Origin of the sequence: Paenibacillus sp. FSL E2-0201, assembly GCF_037963325.1 — a bacterium.
Taxonomy (GTDB): Bacteria; Bacillota; Bacilli; order Paenibacillales; family Paenibacillaceae; genus Paenibacillus_AQ.
The window spans coordinates 4846164-4871126 of the sequence record NZ_CP150154.1 but is presented as its reverse complement, the minus strand read 5'-3'; the positions used below and the strand labels follow the sequence as shown (position 1 = coordinate 4871126).

Annotated in this window: 14 protein-coding genes; 10 read left to right on the top strand and 4 right to left on the bottom strand. The window is 44.1% G+C overall.

Annotated elements, in window-relative coordinates; all coding sequences use genetic code 11:
• Nucleotides 1–988: 988 nt before the first annotated feature.
• Nucleotides 989–1366 carry a DNA-directed RNA polymerase subunit alpha C-terminal domain-containing protein gene (locus tag NSU15_RS22155; protein WP_042130071.1) on the bottom strand — a complete coding sequence of 126 codons (378 nt, stop codon included), beginning with the start codon at nt 1364–1366 and terminating at the stop codon, nt 989–991.
• A gap of 593 nt (nt 1367–1959) precedes the next feature.
• On the opposite strand from NSU15_RS22155, the gene NSU15_RS22150 reads away from it, so the two are divergent.
• The 3 genes from NSU15_RS22150 to NSU15_RS22140 all read left to right on the top strand — a co-directional run bounded on the left by NSU15_RS22150 (nt 1960) and on the right by NSU15_RS22140 (nt 8354).
• A complete protein-coding gene (locus NSU15_RS22150) occupies nt 1960–2262 on the top strand; it encodes a YolD-like family protein (protein ID WP_042130069.1) in 303 nt (100 codons plus the stop codon).
• A gap of 904 nt (nt 2263–3166) precedes the next feature.
• A complete protein-coding gene (locus NSU15_RS22145; RefSeq protein ID WP_331281376.1) occupies nt 3167–3265 on the top strand; it encodes an AraC family transcriptional regulator in 99 nt (32 codons plus the stop codon).
• Between the two features lie 298 nt (nt 3266–3563).
• On the top strand, nt 3564–8354 hold the full coding sequence (locus NSU15_RS22140) for an S-layer homology domain-containing protein (protein WP_339287542.1): 4791 nt from the start codon (nt 3564–3566) through the stop codon (nt 8352–8354).
• Nucleotides 8355–8764: 410 nt separating this feature from the next.
• Here the strand turns inward: NSU15_RS22140 and NSU15_RS22135 are convergent, their stop codons facing one another.
• Entirely contained in the window at nt 8765–10519 is a 1755-nt protein-coding gene (locus NSU15_RS22135; RefSeq protein ID WP_339287541.1) for a sensor histidine kinase, read from the bottom strand.
• Nucleotides 10520–10746: 227 nt separating this feature from the next.
• Here NSU15_RS22135 and NSU15_RS22130 point away from each other — a divergent pair, with 227 nt between their 5' ends.
• The 3 genes from NSU15_RS22130 to NSU15_RS22120 all read left to right on the top strand — a co-directional run bounded on the left by NSU15_RS22130 (nt 10747) and on the right by NSU15_RS22120 (nt 14379).
• A complete protein-coding gene (locus NSU15_RS22130; protein WP_042130066.1) occupies nt 10747–11703 on the top strand; it encodes an ABC transporter permease subunit in 957 nt (318 codons plus the stop codon).
• 27 nt (nt 11704–11730) lie between these two features.
• Nucleotides 11731–12621, top strand: a complete 891-nt coding sequence (locus tag NSU15_RS22125; protein WP_339287540.1) for a carbohydrate ABC transporter permease — start codon at nt 11731–11733, stop codon at nt 12619–12621.
• A 144-nt stretch (nt 12622–12765) separates the two neighbouring features.
• Nucleotides 12766–14379: an extracellular solute-binding protein gene (locus NSU15_RS22120; protein ID WP_339291417.1), complete on the top strand. Its 1614-nt coding sequence runs from the start codon at nt 12766–12768 to the stop codon at nt 14377–14379.
• Nucleotides 14380–14473: 94 nt separating this feature from the next.
• On the opposite strand, the gene NSU15_RS22115 is transcribed toward NSU15_RS22120, so the two are convergent.
• Nucleotides 14474–15325, bottom strand: a complete 852-nt coding sequence (locus NSU15_RS22115) for a helix-turn-helix domain-containing protein (RefSeq protein ID WP_339287539.1) — start codon at nt 15323–15325, stop codon at nt 14474–14476.
• Nucleotides 15326–15457: 132 nt separating this feature from the next.
• Here NSU15_RS22115 and NSU15_RS22110 point away from each other — a divergent pair, with 132 nt between their 5' ends.
• The 3 genes from NSU15_RS22110 to NSU15_RS22100 all read left to right on the top strand — a co-directional run bounded on the left by NSU15_RS22110 (nt 15458) and on the right by NSU15_RS22100 (nt 21662).
• On the top strand, nt 15458–17923 hold the full coding sequence (locus tag NSU15_RS22110; RefSeq protein ID WP_339287538.1) for a glycoside hydrolase family 2 protein: 2466 nt from the start codon (nt 15458–15460) through the stop codon (nt 17921–17923).
• 117 nt (nt 17924–18040) lie between these two features.
• Nucleotides 18041–19185 (top strand): IS3 family transposase gene (locus tag NSU15_RS22105; protein ID WP_339287325.1). Its coding sequence is split into 2 segments (ribosomal slippage): nt 18041–18329 and nt 18329–19185, totalling 1146 coding nucleotides; the frame shifts between segments, so codons are not numbered across the junction.
• Between the two features lie 293 nt (nt 19186–19478).
• Nucleotides 19479–21662: an alpha-galactosidase gene (locus NSU15_RS22100; protein ID WP_339287537.1), complete on the top strand. Its 2184-nt coding sequence runs from the start codon at nt 19479–19481 to the stop codon at nt 21660–21662.
• Nucleotides 21663–21707: 45 nt separating this feature from the next.
• On the opposite strand, the gene NSU15_RS22095 is transcribed toward NSU15_RS22100, so the two are convergent.
• A complete protein-coding gene (locus NSU15_RS22095) occupies nt 21708–22586 on the bottom strand; it encodes an AraC family transcriptional regulator (protein WP_076117148.1) in 879 nt (292 codons plus the stop codon).
• Between the two features lie 186 nt (nt 22587–22772).
• On the opposite strand from NSU15_RS22095, the gene NSU15_RS22090 reads away from it, so the two are divergent.
• The gene (locus NSU15_RS22090; protein WP_339287536.1) at nt 22773–24917 is read left to right on the top strand and encodes an S-layer homology domain-containing protein; all 2145 of its coding nucleotides are present in this window, start codon (nt 22773–22775) and stop codon (nt 24915–24917) included.
• The last annotated feature ends 46 nt before the right edge of the window (nt 24918–24963 follow it).

Sequence of the window (24963 nt, the reverse complement as noted above, 5' to 3'; positions counted from 1 at the left end):
TAACTACAACTTTAGGGGGAACCGATTTTTTTTGAAGGGTTATTTTTCCATATCTACTCATGTCAGGTTTGGTGCAAGTGTACTGGGCTAGTTGATATATATATCGATTTCGCTCGCGCTGTGCGAGCCTATCTCCATTATGGGCTTTCAGCACCTTTTCAAACAGCTAGGATGGCAGTGGCTTATCGGTGAAAGGGAACTGCTTACCGAAAGTATACAGAGCGCGATAAGCCGTATTTTGGCCCCAGAAATTGACGTAAAGCAGTCAGTTTTCGGTTTCTGCAATGCGTTTAATCCAGTTCAGGACAACGAGCGTAATTTCTTCCGCCGTGCTGGAGAAATTTATCCGTGAATATTTGGAGATGAGCAGGGAACCGTTGTTGGCCGGACTGGATTTCTTTGAGGAGGTGTTGGCCCTTCGGTAGCCTACGCTCCTCCGCATACGGCGATCCGCAACGCTTTGTACACGAAAGGGAGGCTTTTTTCGGAAATACCGGTTTATTAACGGCGTTAGCATCGATGGTCCCCGCGACTTCCATGATGCGCACAGGTGGATTCACGCGGTCTGGGAGTCCAAGTGAATAAGGGCAAAAACCGCATACGGTGGTACAGGGTTGAGTTCAACATCCTTATAGTGCTTCACTGGGGGGACTTTATCAAGGCCAGGGAACTAGTCAATTCTATAAGCGGAGAGGTAACAGCCAGTCGCGGACCTTGTCCGCTTCTTTGATAAGAATACACTAACTGTGTATAACGCTCCAGATGTAGCACTATGCTGGCGCTGGAGCAGAATGGGAATGACTATCCCTGCGACTGCTATATTCATGATGCATGGAAACTCGCAATGTGGCCAAACACAGGTCTATGGAGTTGTGCCGCTTCCCCTCTTTTTGCTCATTTCAAAGTGGTGTAATGACCGATGCTCATCGTTTTTGATACTTAGACCAGTAATGTTACCACCGACCCTAAGTTTTACGGGTTAATTTTTTTAAATATTAATACCTAACTCAAGGAGCTGCTCTTTAATGAGAGGCTCCTGTATTATCAGTTCTATTTCATCTCGTAATCCTTGTTCAAGAGTCTTCGTTTCCAGAATCAACTCAGGTTTATGAGAAATAGTTTCTAGTAAATTTAATAATATAAGCAGCCCTTTTTTTCCGAAATTCCGATTTTGAGTTAGTTCCTTCATGGTACTGTTAACTACATCATCAATTGTCATATATTCGTTTTCCAAGAGTGAATTAAGAATTCTGGAAATGCCTTTATTGGACGTATTTGAGGAAGCGATTCGCAAAAAATGGATAGGAAAAGAATAGAAGACTTTAGGGACTGGAAAAAGAAATTTTAAGGATACATTCTGGTTCATCTATTTCCTCCATTCTAAAGTTGTCCGTACTAATTGGTATATTAGACTTATTAAGTATCTATAGTTTAAACCTTATGATTAGTATTTAATCGTTAATTATGGTAGTAAATATTACGAATTAAAGACGGAGAATGAATTAATGACTCACTTGACAATTTAGTACTGTAGGCAAAAATCAGATAGAATGGAACAACTCGTACACAAATTCATTAACAAATTAGGTAGATAAATGAGAGGGTAAGCATAAACTATAAATTTGAATTAACACTATTTTGTTAGATGTGGATTGAATCATCCCGAAATCTAAGCTGTCAGTCTTAAGAAGGAAGTACAATGTTTAAAGATTGTAGATCGGGTAAAGTAAAGACTGTACACTCTTTGTTGAGTTTGCAGTCTTTGTTTTGTCTTATTAAAGATTAATTTAATTATCTCTCATACTATTAAGTTGATTATTGCTAAGAGATGTTCACTTATATATAATACAAACAAATATTCTTTAGTGAGTTCATAATAATTAATGATAGTCCTCTACATATTCTTGTTCATAGATATGTTTTGCTGGACTTCTGTATAAATTATCAGGAGGACAATAAATGATAAGAAAAGTAGATAAAAATTTATTAAAGAAAGTAAAATGTCAAGTTGGTAATAAAAGTATTGTAGTACGATCAAAACCACAACTTTCTGTGGTTGAATTACAAGTAATTATTTGCGCTATAAATAAATCTATTGAAGATCATAGCCCCTTATGGTTAAAAGTATTTTATACAAATTATGATAGAGTGCTACACGGTATTGTAATGACTGCTGATTATCAACTGCAACAAATTGAATTTAGAAATATTAGGGATCAATCAGAATGGGTGAAAATAGAAAATATCTTAAATATTATTTGAACAGCAGTTAGAGGATATGTGGTCAATTTAAGGGATTAAAGGAAGGGTAATGGCGGTTAATGGATCAAAAGATAGATCATTGAAATTTGTCAAGGATAAAGAAAGTAATCAAAAATATATTAATCTGGAGTATGAGGAACTAGTTGCGCATTTCAGGTCGAATTAATGTATGAAAATAGTTAACATTTGGAGAAGAGTTATGAGTTTGCTAAAGGTTATATTTCACATGATGAATTATTTAGTTCCAAAGGGTTAACGAGTGTAGTTGAGAAGAAAATAAAGAAATTGATATCTAACGTTATAATAATTTTTAAGCTGAGTATTTTGCACTAAGTCCTTGTTACACAACGGTTTTTCGAGCATAAAAAAAGGATTTCACCCCAACTTGGAGAAGTTTTTTGGTAACGACACCAAAACACTCAGAGGAGGAAGTCCCCTTTGTATATTCTCCAAGAAAGTCTCTTTTCCTTTGATGAGCTTCAAATAAAAGGATCGAAAGAGCGATTGCCCTCTTGTTCAGCGGACTGGACTTACGGTCGTATGCGAGACAATTGAGTAATCCTTCACCGCGCAGACTAGAGTTTGACCTTCGCTTACATTACCAATGTGAACTTCGGCTGGACATGCCCGCTCCTTCGATTTCTACGTTAAGCAGTATTTGCCGAGCGACTCGCAAAAAACTTGTCATGCAGTTGTTTGAGGATCTTGTCTCTCAGTGACAAGAAGCAGGAATCGTGGTCGGAATTCATGTCGCAATCGAAAGCGCAGCCATTCACGCCTACGAGAAAAAAACCTATGCGAAAAAGCGAACTCACCGGCAATGCCAACTGGGGAGTTAAACTCGATACGTTTGGCAACAAAGTCAAGTGGTTGGCTATAAGCTGCATCCGGCCATCGATACGATATCGCCCAAAGAGTCGGCTACGAAAGCACGTCTTATTTTATTTCCCTATTTCTAAAGAACCAAGGCGTTACCCCTAACGAGTATAGGAAGAGTCTGTGAGTGCGCCAGCACTTCAGTACGGTAATATGAAATAAAAGTCACTTTCCCTTACGAATAATAAACTTGCGATATGGATATTCGCCCCTCTGCTTTTTACAATTAGGCATGTAATATAACTCAGCACATGTGAGGGGCTTCATCCATCAAGGCAATCAAAGGAGCTTTAGTTCATCGAAAATCGGTAGCGCTTTCAAGATGTTGCTTCACCCCTTTGATGACTTGATGGACAGCTACAGCCCGAATATCACCAATGTGCAAGGAGACCTACAAACGGAGGGATTAAATGTTTGGGAAAGCAATGAAAAGAGGATTCTTGTTCTTTGTCATGATCTGCTTGGTAATGGGCAGCGGTGGCCAGTTCGCCAGAAGCGTCTATGCCGATGATACGGCAACTATCTATGAAGCTGAAGCTGATGGAAATACTATGACTGGCAATGCTTCTATTTCTGAACACCCAACGGCTTCCGGGGGGCAGAAAGTCGGAGGCATGTATCAAGGAAGCACTTTGCAGTTCAATCATGTGACTGTAAGTGAGAGTGGGAATTATAAAATTACAGTGTATTATATTTCTGGCGACTCGCGGCCATTCAATATCAGCGCCAATGGCGGCGATAAGCAGTTTGAAGAACCACCCAAGACAGTGGACTGGGATACGGTGGGAACTTATGATGTGACTCTTCCGCTGAATGCTGGAGAGAACAGCATCCTGATTGATGACAACAACTGGTATTCTCCAGACATCGACAAGATTGTAATTCGTGGACTGGACGACAGCGACCCAGGTGAAGGATCTGGAGGCGACTGGAAAGAGCAGCTTCATGGAACAGTCATCGAAGCTGAAGCGCTTGAAAATATAATTACAGGCAACGCCAAGATAGCGGACAGCAGTGTTGCTTCCGGCGGGAAAATTGTAAAGGATATGAATAAAAACAGTACTTTACAGTTCACAAATGTCACTGTGCCGGCAGCGGGAACGTATTTGATCCGTATTTCCTATATTTCCGGTGACCAGCGTCCTGTCTATATGCAGGTGAATGATGGACTGGATGAATTGATTGATCTGCCAAAGACGGCAAGCTGGGATACGGTAGGAACTTATGATGTGGAAGTCTCCTTGCAAGAAGGGTTGAATAAGATCACTTTCTCAGATCATGACTGGTACTCTCCAGATTTCGACCGGATTGAAGTCATTCCGTATACGATCAGTTATGAAGCGGAGTCTCCGGTCAATGATTTAACTGGAGAAGCACGAGTTGGCGATAGCCCGAATGCTTCCGGTGGTCAGAAGGTAGGGTATCTGAATGGTGGCAGTTCCTTAACTTTCAATAAGATTATGGCTCCTATGACAGGGGATTATCGAATCACGGTAGCTTATTTCTCAGGTGACCCGCGCAGCTTATACGTCAGCGCTAATGGTGGGGCAGAGCAGTATTATGAACTGCCCAAGACACCAGACTGGGATACGGCTCTCACATATGAGCTTACACTGCCCCTGAACGAAGGTGAGAATACAATCAAATTCTCAGACGGCAATTGGTATGCGCCAGATCTGGATCGCATCATTGTAGAACCGGCAATGGGTACAGATCCTAATCCTCCCGTTGAAGAGGATGGTGATCTGGGGACACCGGGGACTTCAAATAACTACGGGGCCATCACTGTTACCGAATATACTTATGGAACACTCGTATCTAATGGACCCTATGAAGTGTCCTTTAATACCAAGTCTGGATACGCAAGCTACAAGTGGACGGATGGTCAGAAGCTGCATGGCATTTATAGCAGTATCAAACTCGGTGATACTCTTATCGAGACTAAAAGCTATGAGAATCATGCAAATGCTGGTGCTCCGGTAGAAATTCAGGATGGCTTCGGCAAAGGCGTGGAGCTTACATTTGTCCACACTTCTGTTGGACAGCCGACCCTCAAGCAGGTTTACAAGTTTTATGACGATCAGAAGTATTTCTTAACTCGTCTGGATGCCGTTAGCGATACGGCGCTGCAGACGAATTATATGTCACCTATTACTTTAAAACGTTCTGGTGGTGTGGATATCGGTGCCAGTGCAGATAACCGAGTACTGACCGTTCCTTTTGACAATGATGCTTGGATTCGTTATAAATCACAATCTATGAACCGTGCGGATACCAGCTATGAAATGACGACTATCTTTAATAACTCGACACGAAACGGTCTTGTGCTCGGGTCGGTCACTCATGATACCTGGAAGACCGGAATTGACTGGAAGGGCTCTTCTAATCGGCTGAATGAGCTAGCGGTTTATGGCGGAGCAGCCAGCGACGTTACACGGGATACCCAGCCTCATGGCATTCTTACAGGCGCGGAATTGTCTTCGCCGATGATTATGGTAGGGGCATTCAGCGATTACCGTACAGGGCTTGAGGAATACGGAAAAGCTAATGCGATCATCACACCTCCGCTGGAGCTGAATCCTGAGTTGCCGCAAGGCGTACCGGTTGGCTTTAACAGCTGGGGAGCTTACGAAGGTACACTTTCATACCAAGACGTTGTGGATGTCTCCAATTACTATAAGGAGCACCTAAAAGATTTCAACAATAATGGTAATGTATTTATTAATATGGATTCCTATTGGGATAATTTGAATGATAAGCAGCTTGCTGACGCTGTATCAGTAATTAAGGGCAATGGACAGCATGCAGGTATCTATTGGGCTCCATTTGTCTATTGGGGCAACAATATGAGCCAGTTTGTAGAGGGAACCGACAATAAGTATACGTATGGTGACATTGTCCTCAAGGATGCCGAGGGTAAACCTCTGCCTACGCTGGATGGAGCTTTTCCTTTGGATGTGACACATCCAGGTGCTAAGCTACGCATGAATTATTTTTTGGATAAATTTAAGGATCTGGGCTTTACCTTCATCAAATTAGATTTCTTGACGCATGGTTCGCTTGAGGGGCAACATTTCGATCCAACCGTAACGACAGGAATCCAAGCTTATAATGAAGGAATGCGTTATGTGAAAGAACGTCTGGACGGAACAATGTTCATTAGCGCATCTATTGCGCCAATCTTTCCAAGCCAATATGCACACAGCAGACGTATTTCCTGCGACACCTACGGTAAGATCAATGAAACGGAGTACATGCTGAATTCGTTAACTTATGGCTTCTGGCAAAATGGCACGATCTACACCTATACGGATCCCGATCATTTGGCATTGGCCCGTGCTTCCAGCTTAACTGAAGCTCGTAGCCGCATGAACTCTGGCGTTATCGCCGGTACTGTACTTCTCGGCTCTGATGATGTTAACGATCCAAAGGCACAAGAATATATGACTGCTTTGTTTAACAACAAGGAGGTTCTCGAATTAGCGTTAAAAGGTAAAGTGTTCAAGCCGCTAGAAGGAAATACGAATGCGAATGCAGCGGATACTTTTGTTATGAAAGACGGCAACGATTATTATATGGCCGTATTCAACTACAGTGCCAATGCCGCGGCAGACAAAGCAGTGAATCTCGGTCGCGCTGGACTGGATGCAGCAGAAACGTACACGATGCAAGACCTTTGGACAGGAGAGGTTTCGACGATTTCAGGAACACTCGCATTGTCCTTGCAGCCGACTGAATCAAAATTGGTAAAATTAACAGCTGCACCTAAGAAAGTAACAGGTGTATCGCTAGATAAGACAGAGCTAACATTAACCGCTTGTGAAACCGGAAAGTTGACGGCTACGATATCTCCGGAAGAGGCGGCGAATAAAGCAGTACACTGGACTTCGAGCGATACGTCTGTAGCTACCGTAGTGTATGGAACGGTAACGGCTGTAAATGCTGGGAAAACCACAATTACTGTGGAAACAGTAGACGGCGGCTTCACAGCTACGGCAGAAGTTACAGTCAAAGCAGCCCCCACTGTAGAACCGGGAAATCCAGAAGTACCAGGTAATCCGGGTAACAACAACGGTACTCCTGGTAGCAATGCAGGTCATTATAATGCTACAGGAACCTTGCTTCTTACGTCAGAGATGCTGAAAGTGGATAGTGTGTCTGGTGAAGTAAACGTGGAGATTAAGGGAGACATACAGCAAATACAATTATCTTCTGATGTAGTTCGTCAGTTGGCGAATCATACGCTGGTTTTGAAGTCCGGTAAGTTCTCCATAAAGGTGCCTGCGGATTTGCTCCGTCAGTTGCAGAACAAGCTACCGGAAGCTCAGCGAGATGATAGCACAATTACCCTGAAATTAGTACCACTTAGCAATAAGGCTAATGAGATCATTGCAGCAGCGGCGGGAACTACTCATGCACAGGTTAGACTCATGGGGGATGTCTATGAGTTCAGTCTGTCAGTGACCACGAAAACTGGCACAATAGAAACGCTCTCTACGTTTGATCAACCCATTACGCTAAGTCTGACAGTGGGAGAAGGTTTTGATTTGAGACGTGGAGGCATTTACTATATTGCGGATAACGGTAAGCTGGAATATATCCCTGCGAATTATGCTGGCGGTGTATTGACAGCAGAAGTTAATCACTTCAGCAAATATGCTGTTCTGGAGCTCAAACGGACTTTTGTAGATGTGCCAGCCAATCACTGGGCTAGTCCTGCAATCCAAGAGCTGGCGGCGAAGCTGTATGTACAAGGGATTAGCAAAGACAAGTTTGAACCTAACCGTGCGATTACACGTGCCGAGTTCACCTCTATGCTCGTACATTCCCTTGGGTTGACCACAAGGGGAGATGTTAGCTTTGCTGATGTGGCTCCGTCTGCTTGGTACGCGGAGTCCATTTCTATCGCTTACAAGGCGGGCATCGTGAGCGGCAGAAGTGCGACCAAGTTCGAGCCGGCTGCACAGATTACCCGTGAAGAAATCACGGTCATGTTAATGAAAGCCTATGAGCTGAAGAATGGCAAAGTAACTGTTGCTTCAACTGATGTGACATTCAAAGATATGAAGCAGGTCTCCTCTTGGGCAGCCGCTTCTGTAAAGGGAGCAGCCAGCCTAGGACTGGTTCAAGGTCAAAGTGAAGGTCTATTTGCACCAAAAGGGATCGCTTCCCGAGCAGAAGCGACCCAAGTGATCTATAACTTGATTATGAAGTAAAACATTGCAAATATACAAATGAACGAAGGAGTTAAGCGATCTCTAGATGCTTAGCTCCTTCGTTTTTGGTGTTCACTGAAGCTTTATTAAGTAGCTAGCGTCCTAATGATAATGGTTATATCGAGGGGCTCGTGGCAAGCTCGTGGCAACTAGGCTAGATGAGAGCGATTAGGGAAAATCTCCCTGAAAATAGCCGGGAAATTCCTGGATGCAATGTAATTAGGGAAATCATCCCTAATAATCGGGAGAATTCTGAATTTACCTCCAAATCAGCAGATAATCAGGGAGGATTTCCCTGATTATCAGTATAATGAGCAAAAATCGCCTAATTTTAGGGAGGATTTCCCTAATTGTTAATCAATATTTCTGATTTCTCAATAAGCTTTGCAGTTATTCAGATGCGTCGTTCCTTACATTTCCTTTTGCGGCAAACGAATTTGCACAGTGGTTCCTATTCCGAGCCTACTAAACACTGTAACGCCATAATGCTCACCAAATCTCAGTTTTATCCGTCGATCTACGTTTGAAATCCCATAACCTCGTCCAGGTTTATCGTCAAGTAAAGTGTGAAGTGTCTCACGACTCATCCCCATGCCATCATCAATTACAGATAGAATAATATCGCTATTTTCGACTATGCCTTTGATATGAATATTTAGCGGGCTTTCCTGATTCCACACCGCATGAAGCACCGCATTTTCTACAAAAGGCTGCAAGGCTAGCTTGACTGTAGAGTAAGGTAAGATTGCTTCATCTACATTGTAGGTGATGTTCAGTTGTCCTTTGAATCGGATCAGCTGAATGGCATTGTAGCTTTGCGTCAGCTTCAATTCTTCATTAATAGTCAAAATGCTCTTCCCTTTATTCAGGGAGATGCGATAAAACTTGGCGAGATGAAGCACCAAATCCTGAATGCGAGTATCTTGATGTTTCAGGGCAAGAGACGAAATGGAGCCCAGTGTATTGTACAGAAAATGGGGGTTGATCTGGGCCTGAAGCAGGTCAAGCTCCGCCTCCTTATTCTGTAGCTCCTTCTGATACACTTCGGTGATTAGACTCTTTAAGCGTGTAGTCATTTGCTTGAAGGCAAAATGAAGCTGACCAATCTCATCATTGCCTAAATATTCATCATTCGTAGGATTGAAGTCACCACGTTCTAGCCGCCGGATCATTCGGATTAATGTTCGAATACGCTTACTGAACAGCGACGCAGTAATGTAAATCAGCAATAATGCGACAACTATAAAAGCTAAAGAAATTTTAGTGATGAGCTCTGACAGTGATTTCGCGTCCTGAATGATACTGTCATAAGGGAATATAGAGACGGTTTTCCATCCATTGGTGAGCGTGTTATAGACGGCGAAAGCCTTTTCCCCTTTATATGTAGTATCAAATCTGCCAGAAGGCAATTCATCAAAGTTCTGATCAAGCATTTCCGGCAGACTTGTATTTAATAATTGTTTGTCGGCGGCTGATAAAATAAGGCCCTTGTCATTAACGATAAAAATATCTTTGCCGCCTGCTTCTTTCTCCATTAAAGAATAGATCACCGATTCGGATATTTCGAAGACCAGAATACCGTAAGGATATTGGTTGCGATTATTGTTCAGTAACCTAGCCAGTGTAAACATTGCGGGATTATCTTGTGACTGTGGTGAAGACAGATGAATAATATTTCCGTGAGACTGCATCAGCTGCTTGTACAGCTCTGTCTCCTTCACTTCGGGTGTAACCGGCTTGATATAGTAATTATCTTTGGGCAGTGATAGATTGTCGGAATAAATGAAAACGCTACCAAAATCGGGATAAGCAGCCATTACCGTATCTATTCGATTGCCAATATATTGATAGACGTCCAGATAGGATGGATCATCCTGGTATTCGCTTGTGAGATAAGTGGCCAGTCTATTATCCAAGTAAATAGAAGCAGAAATATGCTCATAGCTGTCCAGTTTGTTCTCCAGGTTCTTGTTGATCTGAGCCGTCGAATTCATCATATTGATGTAAATTTGATCGGTTAATTTTGATTTTGTAAGTTCAAATGAAAAATAGACAAATAGCATCATTGGAATAATGGTGACCAGAACGAACACGAGGAACAGCTTGGAGCGAAAGCTAAGGTCAATAAAAGGCATATAAATATACTTTTTGTAAAAATGACGCATCGTAGAAGTCCCTTCTTTACTGTGAATTCACGGAAAGCCAAGTTTATCATATCAGACTAAATATCAAAATCCAATGCTCGAATGTTCCGAAACTCCTTTAAAAAGCGCTATCATTCGGAGGATTGAAGTATAGAAAGGAGCCCTATGCGGACTTAAGATGAATAGGAGAGAAGTTGAGTCGAGATGTAGCAGGGCATGCTGCACTAAATAAAAAGGGAGGGTATTTGATGCATAAAGCAAGCGCTATCAAAACAGTCAGGGGCAATAATCTTTGGTACAGATTAAAAGAGCAGAAATGGTTATTTTTGCTGATGCTGCCTGCCATAATTGCGACATTGCTATTTTCCTATGGACCTATGTTTGGTATGTATATGGCATTTACAAACTATCAACCGGGTGGAGGAACGTTTTTTCAACAATTTTTCCATGCTGACTTTGTTGGCTTTAAGTGGTTTGAATATTTCTTTACCACAGGAGACTTCTACCGTGTAATGCGTAATACGCTTGCGACAAGCCTCTTGACCTTGTTATTCGGGTTTCCTGCGCCGATCATACTCGCGCTTGTGCTGAATGAAGCAAAACAGGGATTTTTCAAACGCTTTACACAGACGGTTTCTTATCTGCCGCATTTTATCTCATGGGTTATCGCCGCTAACATTGTAATTACGCTGCTAGCTTCCGATGGGATGTTCAACAATCTTCTAGTAACGCTCGGGATTGTTGACGAACCGGTAGCTTTTCTACAAAACGGACCTTTATTCTGGTGGATTATCGCCTTATCTAATATGTGGAAAGAAATGGGTTTTAGCGCCATTATGTACCTAGCTGCAATATCCGCTATTAATCCGGAGCTTTACGAAGCCGCAAGAGTAGATGGAGCTAGCCGATTCAAGCAAATGTGGAATATTACGCTCCCTGCTTTACGTCCAACTATTGTGATATTGGCCATTCTTGCAGTCGGAGGGATTTTGAATGCCGGCTTTGAACAACAATATCTGTTGCAAAATAACACTGTACTTGAGTACTCGGAAGTTATCGATATTTATGCATACAAATACGGGTTACAAAACAGCATGTTCTCATACGGGGCTGCCGTGGGGGTATTCAAATCCGTTATTGCCTTCATTCTTGTTGTGATTGTGAATCGAATTTCTAGAAAAGTGAACGACCAAGCGTTGTTCTAAATAACAAAATGGAGAGGAGCGCTTGAGATGTTTTTGAACAGATACGGAGATCATATCTTTAAGTCTTTTGTATATTTGATTCTTATTCTTGTGTTGCTAGTTACCTTCTTACCTTTTTGGAATATTCTCGTACTTTCATTAAATGCTGCGGAGGATACGGTTCGAGGTGGCGTCTACTTTTGGCCCAGAGATATCACCTTTGATAGCTACAACCAAATTTTGAAAGATACCGAAATTATGAATGGGATATGGGTCACTGTAAAACGAACCGTAATTGGTGCGCCACTGTCGGTTTTTGTGATTACGATGCTAGCTTATCCACTAAGCCGCCAGAATCTGGTGGGGCGCAAGGGCTGGAACCTTTACTTCGTCTTTACGATGTATTTCGGAGGCGGGCTGATCCCTTATTACATGGTGCTTAAAGCGTTAAACATGATTGACACATTTTCCGTATTTATTTTGCCAGGCTTGATGAATGTCTTCTATATGATTATCGTCCGTACCTTTATGGAGGGATTACCTGGTGAGATTGAGGAGTCAGCAAAGGTAGACGGAGCGAACGACTTAATGATTTTCTTCCGGATTGTGCTGCCGTTAACAACACCAGTACTCGCGACAGTGGGACTCTTTCAAGCCATATCGCATTGGAATGCGTGGTTTGACTCCTATGCGTTCACTTATAGTTCAGACTTGAAAACCTTACAAGCTGTACTCGTCAAAATACTGAGCCAATTCCAGACCGGAGGTATGGTATCGCAATCGCAAATGCTGGCAAACTCCGCCAAACGGAATGCCGTTTCAAGTGATACGATCCGGATGGCGGCGACGATGGTAGCAACATTGCCTATCGTTCTTGTATATCCGTTCCTGCAAAAGTATTTTGTTAAAGGTATGACTTTGGGCGCTGTTAAGAGTTAATATGATTAAATACCCGAACGCCTGCTGGAGATGACTTGTCCGGCAGGCGGCCCTGAAGGGGGGTGAGCGGATAGACTTGCTTGGTTTTTGGTTGCTTGGTGAATTTATAAAGTAACTAACTTAATGGGAGGAATTAGGGTGTCTATGATAAAGAAAAACAAAGTATTGAGCGTAAGTATTACTACTGCATTGGCCGTTGGTGTATTAGCGGGATGCTCCTCTAATGATGGAAAAGACAATACAAATACTGCGGCTGGAGACAATACAAAAAAAGAGCCGATTACACTTACATGGTTTGATTCAAATACAAAGGGAGAGCCTTTTACTGATGCTGTCGCTCAAGAAATCACTAAAAAGACTGGCATTGAGATCTCCATACAGCAGCCAACAGGAAATCCGACAGAGAAGCTAAGCTTGATGCTTGCCAGCGGTGACTATCCGGATGTGGTCGTGATGAGCCGTGGGGATGCTTCCCTCGATAAGTACATTACAAGCGGCGCGTTCATTCCACTCGATGAGTTGGTTGAGAAGAATGGTCCAGATATCAAGGAAATGTATGGCGATACACTGACCAAGACTCGTTATAAAGACGGAAAGAACTATTATTTGGCTAACTGGTACGGACTAGATAGTGATCCAGTCTTCGGGATGCTGATGAGAAAAAATCTGCTTGCAGATCTGGCTCCAGACAAAGCAGATGGCACAACACCGCTCACAACGGATGAATTAGAAGCCATTCTGAAGGATTTTAAAGCAAAAAATAAGACGATTGATGGAAAAGAATCCATTCCAATGACCATGAACGGTGAGAATATGGGCGCCAACCTGGGAACGTTCAAAGGCATGTGGGGTCTGAAAACTTATTACGATAACAATGGTTCATTGCAATATGATGTTAAGGATCCAAAGTATCGTGAAATGTTGCTCTACGTAAATAAATTATACAGAGAAGGTCTGATTGAGAAGGAATTTGCGATTAGCAAAACGCAAACTTGGATTCAAAAGCTGGCTACCGGTGCAGTATTCTCCACACCAGGCGCTTACTGGGATCCAGGTAACGGGAACGGAACTTTGAAGAAGGATGGCGGAGAAGATAATCAGCTCTTCCCATACAAGGTTGTTGCCCCTGGAGTAGACCCTGCCCAAACGACATTTGGACCAAGAAGCTCACTTGGATGGGATGCCATCGCTATTACTAAGAACAACAAGCACCCTGAAGAAACAATGAAGCTATTCAATTTCTTGGCAAGCGATGAAGGACAGCATTTATTGCTGTGGGGCCAAGAAGGCGTTCAATACACTATGGTAGATGGTAAGAGACAACCGGATCCTGCATTCTTGGATAGCTTCAAGGAAAACTGGGACGACACAGTGAAGAAGAGCGGTGTTCGTAAATGGTTGTGGTTTATTAAGAATGGTCTAGATGCAAATGAACAGCCTTACGATATGGCAGTTAAATATCAACGCAGTGAAGTAGATCAGATGGCAATTAAGAGCCTTGGAGATTCTGTATGGGATACTGCGGAATATGACAACTTGAGCCCTGACGGCGGAACACCTGAAGCACTGACTGCACAGAAGGTAAAAGATATTATGGATCAAAGCATTACTAGAGTAATCATTGCTCCTTCTGAAGCCGAAGCCAACGCTACATTCGATAAGATGCTTGCGGATATGAAAAAGGCTGGGGATGAAAAAGTAGAAGAAATCATTAACCAGAAGCACGCAGAACGTATGGAGCTGTGGAATTCAAAATAAGCACTGCTGGATAATAAGTTCAATATCTTGATATGTAAGGGCTTCCTCTCTGTATTAGGCAGAGAGGGAGCCCTTTTGCTATGTTTATGAACAGTTAAACTAGTCTATTGGCATGCGTATTTTTGCGAAAATCTAGCGGGGCTTGGTGATAGTATTTTTTGAATTGATGATAGAAATGGCTGACATTCTCAAAGCCGGATTCCAGGGCGATTTCGACCACACGCAGTTCAGTAGTAAGTAGCAGATTACGCGCCACGTTGAGCCTTAGCTGGTTGATAAATTCTGTCGGTGTCTGGTTTAAATATTGGCGGAAGGCCCGGTTGATATGACCGACACTTCTGCTCGACAACTCGTACAAGGCATGAAGGCCTTTGTTTAAGTTTTCTTTTAGATGCATCTTGGAAACGGCATGCTCGAGCCACAGCGGGAATTCTGGCTGCTCGATGGTTTCAGGAGAGAAAAAATGCTGGGTAAGCGTATCTACGAGTATTCCTTTCAGATATATCCTGGACTTTACTTTGTCTAAGGCAGAGAGCATTCGGATGCGTTCGAAAGAACGAATGAAATCATCCATCTCCAGTTGAGACAGCATAGCGATGCTAGGAATCGGAGTATTTAATAGCCTATGCAGGAACTCTTCTTCATTCAGGTAACTAAAGGCGTCATTAATGAGGCTTTTTCGGCAGGGAATGTTGAGAAAGCGGCAATCGCTATCCCCATCAGCTTCATATCGATGAGTATCATCGGGGCGGATGAAGACAAGACAGCCAGATTGGAGAAGTTGGGTAGCCCCGTTAACGATATGCCGGCATCGGCCTTCAGTGAGTATAAAAAATTCATAAAAGTCATGTGTATGTTCTGGGGATACCTGACTTAGGGACTCGACCCAGAAGGGATCAGCTAACAATTCGGGATTAATGTGGCTTGCCTCGGTGTATTTGATCATGCTCTTCCTCCAGCATTTGATGATGTTAAAATAGCACACTATTTTCGTGAACACAATAGAAGAAAAATATACATATTATTGTTAAGATTTTAATACAAGAAGCCAAAATAGAACATGTGTGGAGGCGGAAGAATGCAACTTGTCAATCTTAACGGGAAATGGCAAATGAAACGGCTTGATCATCCGAAATGGCTGGAGGCCAGCGTGCCAGGCTCTGTCTACCATGATTTGTTGAATGCCGGAGAAATGCCAGATCCGTTCTACCGGGAGCAGGAGTATGAGGTTCTGGAACTGTCCAAATATGATTACGAATATCAGCGTAGCTTTCAGCTGGAGGATGGAGTGCTAGAGCATGACCGCGTATTTCTGTTATGTGAAGGGCTCGATACGCTTTGTGAGCTTTACTTGAATGGAACGAATATTCTGAACAGTGACAATATGCATCGGACATATGAAGTAGATATCAAGTCTGCATTGACACTTGGTGAGAATATCATTCACGCGATTTTTCGCTCCCCGGTAGAATTTACATTAAGGAAGCAAGCGGAATTGCCGCTTAGCGGATGTGCTGATGCAGTAGAGGGGATCTCTCATCTGCGCAAAGCGCACTCCATGTTCGGGTGGGATTGGGGTCCGAAGCTGCCCGATCTGGGAATCTGGCGTAGTCTCTCCATTCAGGGCTATCACTCTGCTCGTCTTGACGATGTTTATATTACACAATTCCATGAGAAGGATAAGGTCAAGCTGGATGTTCGAGTAAGAACGGAGAGCTGGCAGAAAGCTGATCGGGAAATCGTGGTCAAAATTCATACCCCAGCAGGGCAAAGTCTTGAGCATCGTGTGTCTGAGACAATTGGAACGGATCATCATATTACACTTGAAATTAATGAGCCAGAGCTGTGGTGGCCGAATAATCTCGGTGCTCAGCCACTGTACAATGTAGAGGTTGTACTTGAGGAAAAGGCGGAGGAGATAGATCGTAGAGAACTGCGGATTGGACTAAGAACCATTACTGTGAAGCAGGAAGAAGACCAATGGGGAGAATCTTTTGCTTTCGAAGTCAACGGTGTGCTTATTTTCTCTACAGGTGCCGACTATATTCTGGAAGATAATCTTCTGCCTCGCGTGACTAGAGAACGTACAGATCGCTTGCTCCAAAGCTGTGTGGCTGCCAATTTCAATACAATTCGCGTATGGGGTGGTGGTTATTACCCAGATGATTATTTCTACGACCTTTGCGATGAATATGGTCTTATCGTCTGGCAGGATCATCTGTATGCCTGCGGCATCTATGCTCTTACAGAAGCTTTCGAGGAGAACATCACGCACGAGACTATCGATAACATGAAGCGTCTTCGCCATCATGCTTCGCTAGGCTTGTGGTGCGGTAACAACGAGCAGGAGCTGGCTTGGGATGAATGGGACTGGGAGAAGTATTACTCCCTGCAGCTTAAGGCAGATTATATTAAGCAATATGAGGTGCTTCTACCAGCAATCGCTAAAGAAATTGATCCGAATACCTTCTATTGGCGTGCTTCACCCTCCTCCAAGGGTAGCTTTGACAAGCCAAATGACGAGAATTACGGAGATATGCATTACTGGGGGGTCTGGCATGGGAAAGAACCGTTTACCGATTACCGGAAGCTATATCCGCGTTATATGTCTGAATTCGGATTGCAGTCTTTTCCGAGCTTGAAGACTATCGAGTCGTTTACGCTGCCGGAGGATCGGAATATCTTCTCTTATGTCATGGAGTCCCATCAGAAGAACAATACCGGGAATGAGAAAATTCTCTACTATATCGGGGAGACTTACAAATATCCGAAAGATTTTGAGTCTGTGCTATATGCCTCGCAATTGATCCAAGCAGAAGGGATGCGCTGCGGCGTTGAGCACTGGCGTAGACATAGAGGTCGCTGTATGGGGGCATTGTATTGGCAGTTGAACGACTGCTGGCCGGTAGCTTCTTGGTCCAGTATTGACTATTATGGCCGGTGGAAGGCTATGCATTATGCGGCTAAACATTTCTTCGCGCCGATTCTTGTTTCTGCCCATGATGAAGGAACGAGGGTCTCCCTTCATGTGTCCAATGAAAGTAGAGAACAGGTTATTGGTGAACTGAGTTGGAGACTGCTCAATCGGGCATCGGAGGTCTTGCTGGAAGGCACAAAGCCGGTGGAAATTGCCGCGTTAAGTACTGCTGAGTTTGAACAGCTTGATTTCACCCACATGCTGGATACGAAAAGGAAGAAACGTGAGACTTATCTGGAATACGCTTTTAAGGTAGACGGCAAGGCGAAGAGTGGTGGAACGGTCCTATTTGTTAAGCCGAAGCATTTTAGTTTTATTGACCCTGAGCTTGAAGCCGTACTCATTGAGGAAGAAGAGCAATTTGTAATTACTGTGAAGGCGAAGGCCTATGCTCGTTTCGTCGGCTTAGACTTCAGGGAAAGAGATGCCATCTTCAGTGACAACTATTTCGATATGTCGGGAGATACAACAAGATCCGTTACAATCGCTAAAAAAGACCTCGATAAGCCAGCCACGGCCGAGGAACTGCGTGCACAGCTTACTATACGCTCCGTTTTTGACATTTAAGCAGGAAGTATTGAGGAAGAGTGGGACTGACCCCATAACGTGAGACAAATCAAAACACCTTCAAAAGAATGGAACCTTGTCGTAAGATAAGGAGATCATCTTGGAGGTGTTTTTGCATTGGCAACCAGAGTAAGTTATCCCGTGGAAATAAAGATGAAAGCTATAGAAATGAGATTAGCAGGCGTACCTGTGAAAGAGGTTATGGAGCAGCTCGGAATACGGAATAAGACACAGCTAAAGACATGGATGAGATGGAATCGAAATGGTGAACGGCATCGTTTGCAGCAGCCGGTGGGTAAACAGTACAGCTATGGAAAAGGTCCGGAGGACTCTTCGGAGCTCGAAAGAGTAAAGGCAGAGAACCGATTCTTAAAACAACAATTAGAACTGCTAAAAAAGTACGAGGAGTTGGAGAGGAGGTGGAACCAGAGGCCGTTATTGCCTGGATCGAATCCATTCGAAACGAAGTGACGGTGTCTGAGGCTTGTAGATGGCTCGGAATCGCAAGAACGACTTACTACCGCTGGAAAGCAGCTGTGGGGACAAAGCATACAGACAAAGTGGTGGAGAAAATCCGGGAGCTTTGCATCCGTCATAAATTCCGCTACGGGTACCGGAAAATCACGGCGCTCCTTCGGATAGAGCAGAGTATAAATCACAAGCGAGTCCAGCGGATCATGCAGTGTGAGGGGCTTCAGTGCCGCGTGAGGATGAAAAAACGAAAGGTGACTGGGCAATCTGTACACTCCTTTGAAAATCTGCTCAAGCGACAGTTTCATGCAGAAGCACCTCTGCAAAAACTCGTCACGGACATTACCTATTTGCCATTTGGCGGGAAGATGTTGTACTTCTCCAGCATTCTAGACTTGTACAATGGTGAGATTGTGGCTTACAGTATAGCAGATAAACAAGATACCTCTTTGGTGTTGGATACGTTAAATCAACTTCCAAAGCAGGAAAAGATGTTGCTGCATAGCGACCAGGGCAGCGTGTATACGTCCTTTGCGTACCAGGAAGCTGTAAAAGGAAAAGGCATTACCATGAGCATGTCCCGTAAAGGAACGCCCGCTGATAATGCCCCCATTGAATCGTTTCATTCCACCCTAAAGTCTGAAACGTTCTACCTCGAAGATCTCACATCTACAACGACTGCAATCGTTGTAGAGACCATTCGAGACTACATCATTTACTATAACTCATTTCGAATTCAAGCGAAACTAAATAACCAGTCACCGATGGATTTCCGGCGACTGGCTACTTAAACTTGTAAGGTGTTTTGATCCCTGTCTCACAAACGGGGGTCAGTCCCCAGTCTCCCTAGTGGGGCTCTTTTTTGTATGTATTTTTTTTACTATAGCCGTTAATAATCATTTTATGTTTTGCTAGAACTTAATCTCACATGTGATAAATATAATAGGTCAATATTTTACTATTAAAGGTATAGATATTCAGATTGTATCCCCTTCCAATTATCTTTAAAATAGACTTCAAACAACGAGATAAATTAAGCCGATTACATTACAACAAGATCTGATAAGAAGAGTAGGAGGATATTATGAGTATTTATTATGATGACAGCCGCAAGGTATTTCATTTACAGTCCCAGCAATCCAGCTACGTGATTGAAATTGTTAGAGGTGAGCTTCCAGCGCATGTCTATTGGGGACCTAAATTAGAAGGAATCAAGCAGCCGTTGCATTTGGTGGAGCGTTGTTCCTTTAGCCCGACCTACACAATGGAGGACAAAAAGATCTCCCTCGACACGATTCCAAGTGAGTTTCCGTCTTATGGGAATGGTGATTTCCGGGAACCGGCGCTTGAGGTTCATTTGGTAGACGGTACGACCGTTACGGACTTCCTTTATCAGAGCTATAAGATCAATAAAGGAAAGCCTGCATTAAAGGGGCTGCCATCCACCTATGTTGAAAGTGAAGAAGAAGCAGATACACTGGAACTCTTTCTTCAGGATGACAAAACCGGACTGATCGCTGTATTGAGCTACACTGTATTTAATAATCAGGATGTGATCACACGTTCTGTGCGAATTGAGAATCAAGGGAAAGACAATGTGGTGCTGAAGCGTGTGTTAAGCGCAAATGTTGACTTCCATGATTCTGATTATGACATGCTGCAATTATCTGGTACTTGGACAAGAGAACGTCATATCCACAAAAGAGCTCTCGTACCTGGTATCCAACGAATTGACAGTAAGCGCGGCGCTAGTAGCTCCCAACAGAATCCTTTTATGGCCTTGCTTGCAAAAGATGCAACAGAGGATCACGGTGAAGTATACGGGTTCAGTCTTGTGTACAGCGGAAGCTTTCTTGCGCAAGCGGAAGTGGATCAATATGGAATTTCCAGAGTGGGCATCGGTATTCAACCGTTTAATTTTCAATGGTTGCTTGAACCGGGAGAATCCTTCCAAGCTCCTGAAGCTGTGCTGGTAAGATCCAGTGAAGGACTTGGTGGATTATCAAGAACTTACCACCGTCTGTATCGGACCCGGTTATGTAGAGGCGAGTTCCGTGATCGTAAGCGTCCTATTCTCATCAACAACTGGGAAGCAACCTATTTTAATTTCAATGCAGATAAAATCAAAGAAATTGCTCAAGCAGGCAAAGATCTCGGCCTTGAACTGTTTGTCTTAGATGACGGCTGGTTTGGGAAGCGAGACAATGATGATAGCTCTCTCGGAGATTGGGTAGAGGATCGCCGCAAGCTTCCAGAAGGTCTAGGAAAACTCGGAGAAGATATTACGGCAATGGGCATGGAATTCGGACTATGGTTCGAACCGGAAATGGTATCGCCGGAAAGTGATCTTTATCGTGAGCATCCGGATTGGTGTCTTCATGTACCGGAGCACAAAAGAACGTTAGCTCGCCAGCAGCTTGTTCTGGATTTATCCCGTAAGGATGTATGTGATTATATTGTGGATTCGGTTAGCTCCGTGCTGTCATCGGCTCCGATTACTTATGTGAAATGGGATATGAACCGGAATATGACGGAGATTGGATCTGCTCTTCTGCCAGCGGAACGTCAACGCGAAACGGCTCACCGTTACATTCTTGGACTTTATGATGTGCTAGAACGAATCGTCACCCGTTTCCCACACATTTTGTTCGAAAGCTGCTCCGGCGGTGGTGGACGATTTGATCCAGGCATGCTGTACTATATGCCACAGACCTGGACTAGCGATGATACAGATGCGGTTGAAAGATTGAAGATCCAATATGGAACAAGTATTGTGTATCCTTCAAGTTCTATGTGCGCTCACGTATCGGCTGTCCCTAACCATCAGGTGCACCGTATCACACCTTTGGAAACCCGTGGTCATGTCGCGATGTCGGGTAGCTTCGGCTATGAACTAGATATGACCAAACTCACTGAAGCTGAACGCGAAGATATCCGCAAGCAGGTTTCTGAGTACAAGGAACTGAGAATGCTGATTCAATTCGGTGATTTCTATCGACTGCTTAGTCCGTTTGAGGGTAATCAGACGGCGTGGATGTTTGTTTCGGATGATAAAAAAGAAGCCTTCGCCACGTACTTCAGAGTGCTGGCTGAGCCTAATGCACCTCTCCGCAGATTGCGGTTGAAAGGACTCGACCCTGCTAAAAACTACAAACTTGAGCTTAACGGTGAAGTATACAGAGGGGATGAGCTGATGCACTTCGGAATCTCACTTCCACAGCTTGAGGGCGATTTCAAAAGCTTACTATTCGTACTCAAAGAGGTTTAATAAAAAAAGGGAGTAAGCCACTGGCTTGCTCCTTTTTTATATGGATTAATTTTCAAAAAACACATGTTTGGTTAGGAACTCTAGATCCTGTTCTCGATACGTCGAGGGATTGACCCCGAAATAGGAACGGAAAACTTTTCCGAAATAGCTGGCATTGTCAAATCCTGTTTCCGTGGCGATCTGGTTGATGCTCAAATCTGTTGTTTTAAGTTTAGATGCTGCCAACTCAATCCGCCTTCTTTTTAAATACTCAAAGGGTGAAAGATTGATATTTTTTTGAAACAGTCTGCAAAGGTGATGTTTAGAAACGCCAACATGCGCGGCGACATCATCTAAGCTTAGATTATTATTATGCAGATCCTCTTTCATAAATTGAATAGCGGCGTGAAGCTTGTCATTTTTTATATAGGTGGTTAACATGTTAGGTTTCTTGAGATATTTCTCCACGGACAAGATCCATTGAAAGACTTTTCCCGTTAAAAGATGCAAATCCCTTTCTTCATGAACCTGTATGTCCTTGAAAATGCTCCACAATAAATCTATCGAAACTGATTCCTGGGGGAGTTCAATAATTGGACCGCAATGAGCGGCAAGTTGGCTCCACAGTGAAATCGCTAAAGGACCCCGCAGATTGAGCCATAAAAATTCCCAAGGCTCGGTGCCATCTTCCGGATAATAGTACCTGTGTATACTGGGGACAGTCACTAGAAAAGCTTTGCCCTTCGTTAATCGATGAACAACCCCATCTATTTCAATTCTACCCTCTCCCGATAAGGTGTACTGAAAAATTACACAGCTTCTCTCCGTCCGATTCTGGCCGTTGAATGAATAGGCAGATGAATCAACTTGTTCCCAGCCGATAGAATCAAACAGAAGCATGGATGCTTCTTCTTCTGAGCGAAAGGTGTAGGAGGAACGTAACATTAGCAGCTTTCCTTTCCAGAAAGACTTTTGAGTATAGATCAATAATTTACTAAAGAGAAATCACGTTATACTTAAGTGTAAACGCTTTGGTGAATCTCATCAACAAGATAGTAATAGTAACAAAATTCCATTTAGCTGCGTCTAATCTTTATGGGTTCTAACAAGCTGCACTGGAGGAGAATGGATATGGGAGCAACACAACTAAACCGGACGATAAGGAAGTTTACGCTTATCGCATTGTGTCTATCACTTATACTGCTGAATGGCAGGGTAATGGCAGAGCCGTCTACGGTTCAGAAGACAACTGCTTTGTTCACTGCGGAGATGCAGAGAGCCTTGGAAGGGGCTCAAAATGTGCTGTTGACGATACAGCCATTCCCGGACGAAGCAGCCGTAGGCTTCTTTAAGAATGGGCATAGTCTGCCTGATGGGTATTTGGGGCAGACGGCTGACAAGATTTTGGAGCAGCGGGGGAAGTTCGCCAAAGTGGCCGATTTAGCCCGGACAGCGTTAGCTTATAGTGCTGCGGGTGGCAACATGAACAATATCGCTGGTATTGATTTATATCCATTCCTGATGAACCATGCGGGAATCGATTCGGAAGGGGCAGCCGCATTGGCAGCCGTCTATATTACCTCGAAAAACTCTATTTCCAATTCAATGGAGTGGACGAACCGTTATCCCGATATGCTCTTTTCTCAGTTGCTCGCTATGCAATTGGCGGATGGCAGCTGGCCGCTGGCTGGGCAGAAGCAAGGCGATCCGGTAGCAACTGCCTTAGCGTTAACGGCACTCGCTTCGGAAATGGGTTCGGAACAAACGGCGCAGCCTGTTCAGAAGGCTTTGCAGTGGCTGAAAGATAAGCAGCAGCTAGACGGTGGATTCGACGGTAAGACTGTAACGACGGCGCAGGTGATTGTTGCTTTATCGTCGCTGGGAGTTGATGCATCGGGTTTCGCCAAGGAAAAAGGGGTCTCGCTGCTGGAGCATTTAATGAAGCGGAATCTTTCAGGTGGCGGTTTTGCACAGATAGAAGGTGGGGGGAAAGAGGGTCCTGCGACTGCGCAAGCCTATCTAGCCCTGACCTCGTATAAGCTATTATCCAAGCAGGCTGGATTGCTGTACAGCGGATTGCATCATACCGGCCTTGACCGGGCAACGATTCAAGTTGAAGGTCCTGGTGGCGGCACCCTTGCTGAGGGGCGTGTTGCCGGTGGTGATGCAGTGAAGGTAGCCGCAGCTTTTTTACAGATGAAAGGTCTTGCTTATAAGCTAAATGGGGATGCAGCTAAACCAGCCTTCACCGCTATAGAGGGGATTCAGAACGGGCGGTACAATGGGCGCGGAGAATGGAAAATTGCTGTATTCAGCGGGGGCAGTGCGTGGTTATATCCCGAGAATAGTCCTTTTAGGCTGACGATTGGTGATGGAGACAAGCTGCTCGTCTATTACGCGAATGATACAGAGCTGCTTGATCGGATGGAAGTGAAATGGAAAGACAAGAATGGTCAGGAAATGGGGGGATACGCAAGTGCCAATATGCCTTTTTCCCTCCGTATCACCAAGTCAAACAACCAACTAGGCGGTCTTCCAGCCTTTGGTGTTACCGTGACCCTTCAAGGAAAAAGCGTAGTGGCTGACAGCACGGGGATGGTGTCTTTTGCCGGAATGAAGCCCGGTGTCTATCCTGTGCTAGTCACCAAATATCGCAAAGATGACGCACCAGCGCTATCCAAACGAACGTTTGCGCTGCATGTCTCTTCCCCTGAACTAGCTAGCTTTACTGATGCGGGGAAAGTCGCGGAATGGGCACGCGTGGATATCGCGATGGCGCTTAGCAGCGGATATATTCAGGGCGTGAGTGCCAGTGGGAATGTACTTGCTCCTAAGCAGAAGCTGACCCGAGCTGAATTCCTAACCTTGCTATTGCGGCTATTGCATGAGTTTCCCGATGCCAAGGCCGTCTCCAGCTTTAAGGACGTCCAGGCAGGCAAATGGTACAGCGGTACTATCGCCAAGGCTGTGGAACTGGGCGTCGTTAGCCCTTCATCTGGCAAGTTCGAACCGGACCGTGGTATTACACGGGAAGAAGCGGCAGTTATGGTTACTAAAGCCGTACGGCTAGCTACCTACGGTAGCCCAGACCGTGTGAAGTTTACTGATACGGCTGGCTTACCAGAGGCAAGCCGCCATGCGATTCAGGCTGTGAATGAACATGAAGTGATGACCGGCAGCGGAGGTCGCTTTGATCCAAAGCAGATTCTGGTGCGTGAGCAAGCGGCGGCAATTTTAATCAGATTACAGAAATTAATCCCGGAACCCTTCTACTGATGGAATTAATGTCCAGGGATATGATAAGCTCATGTAGAGTTACATA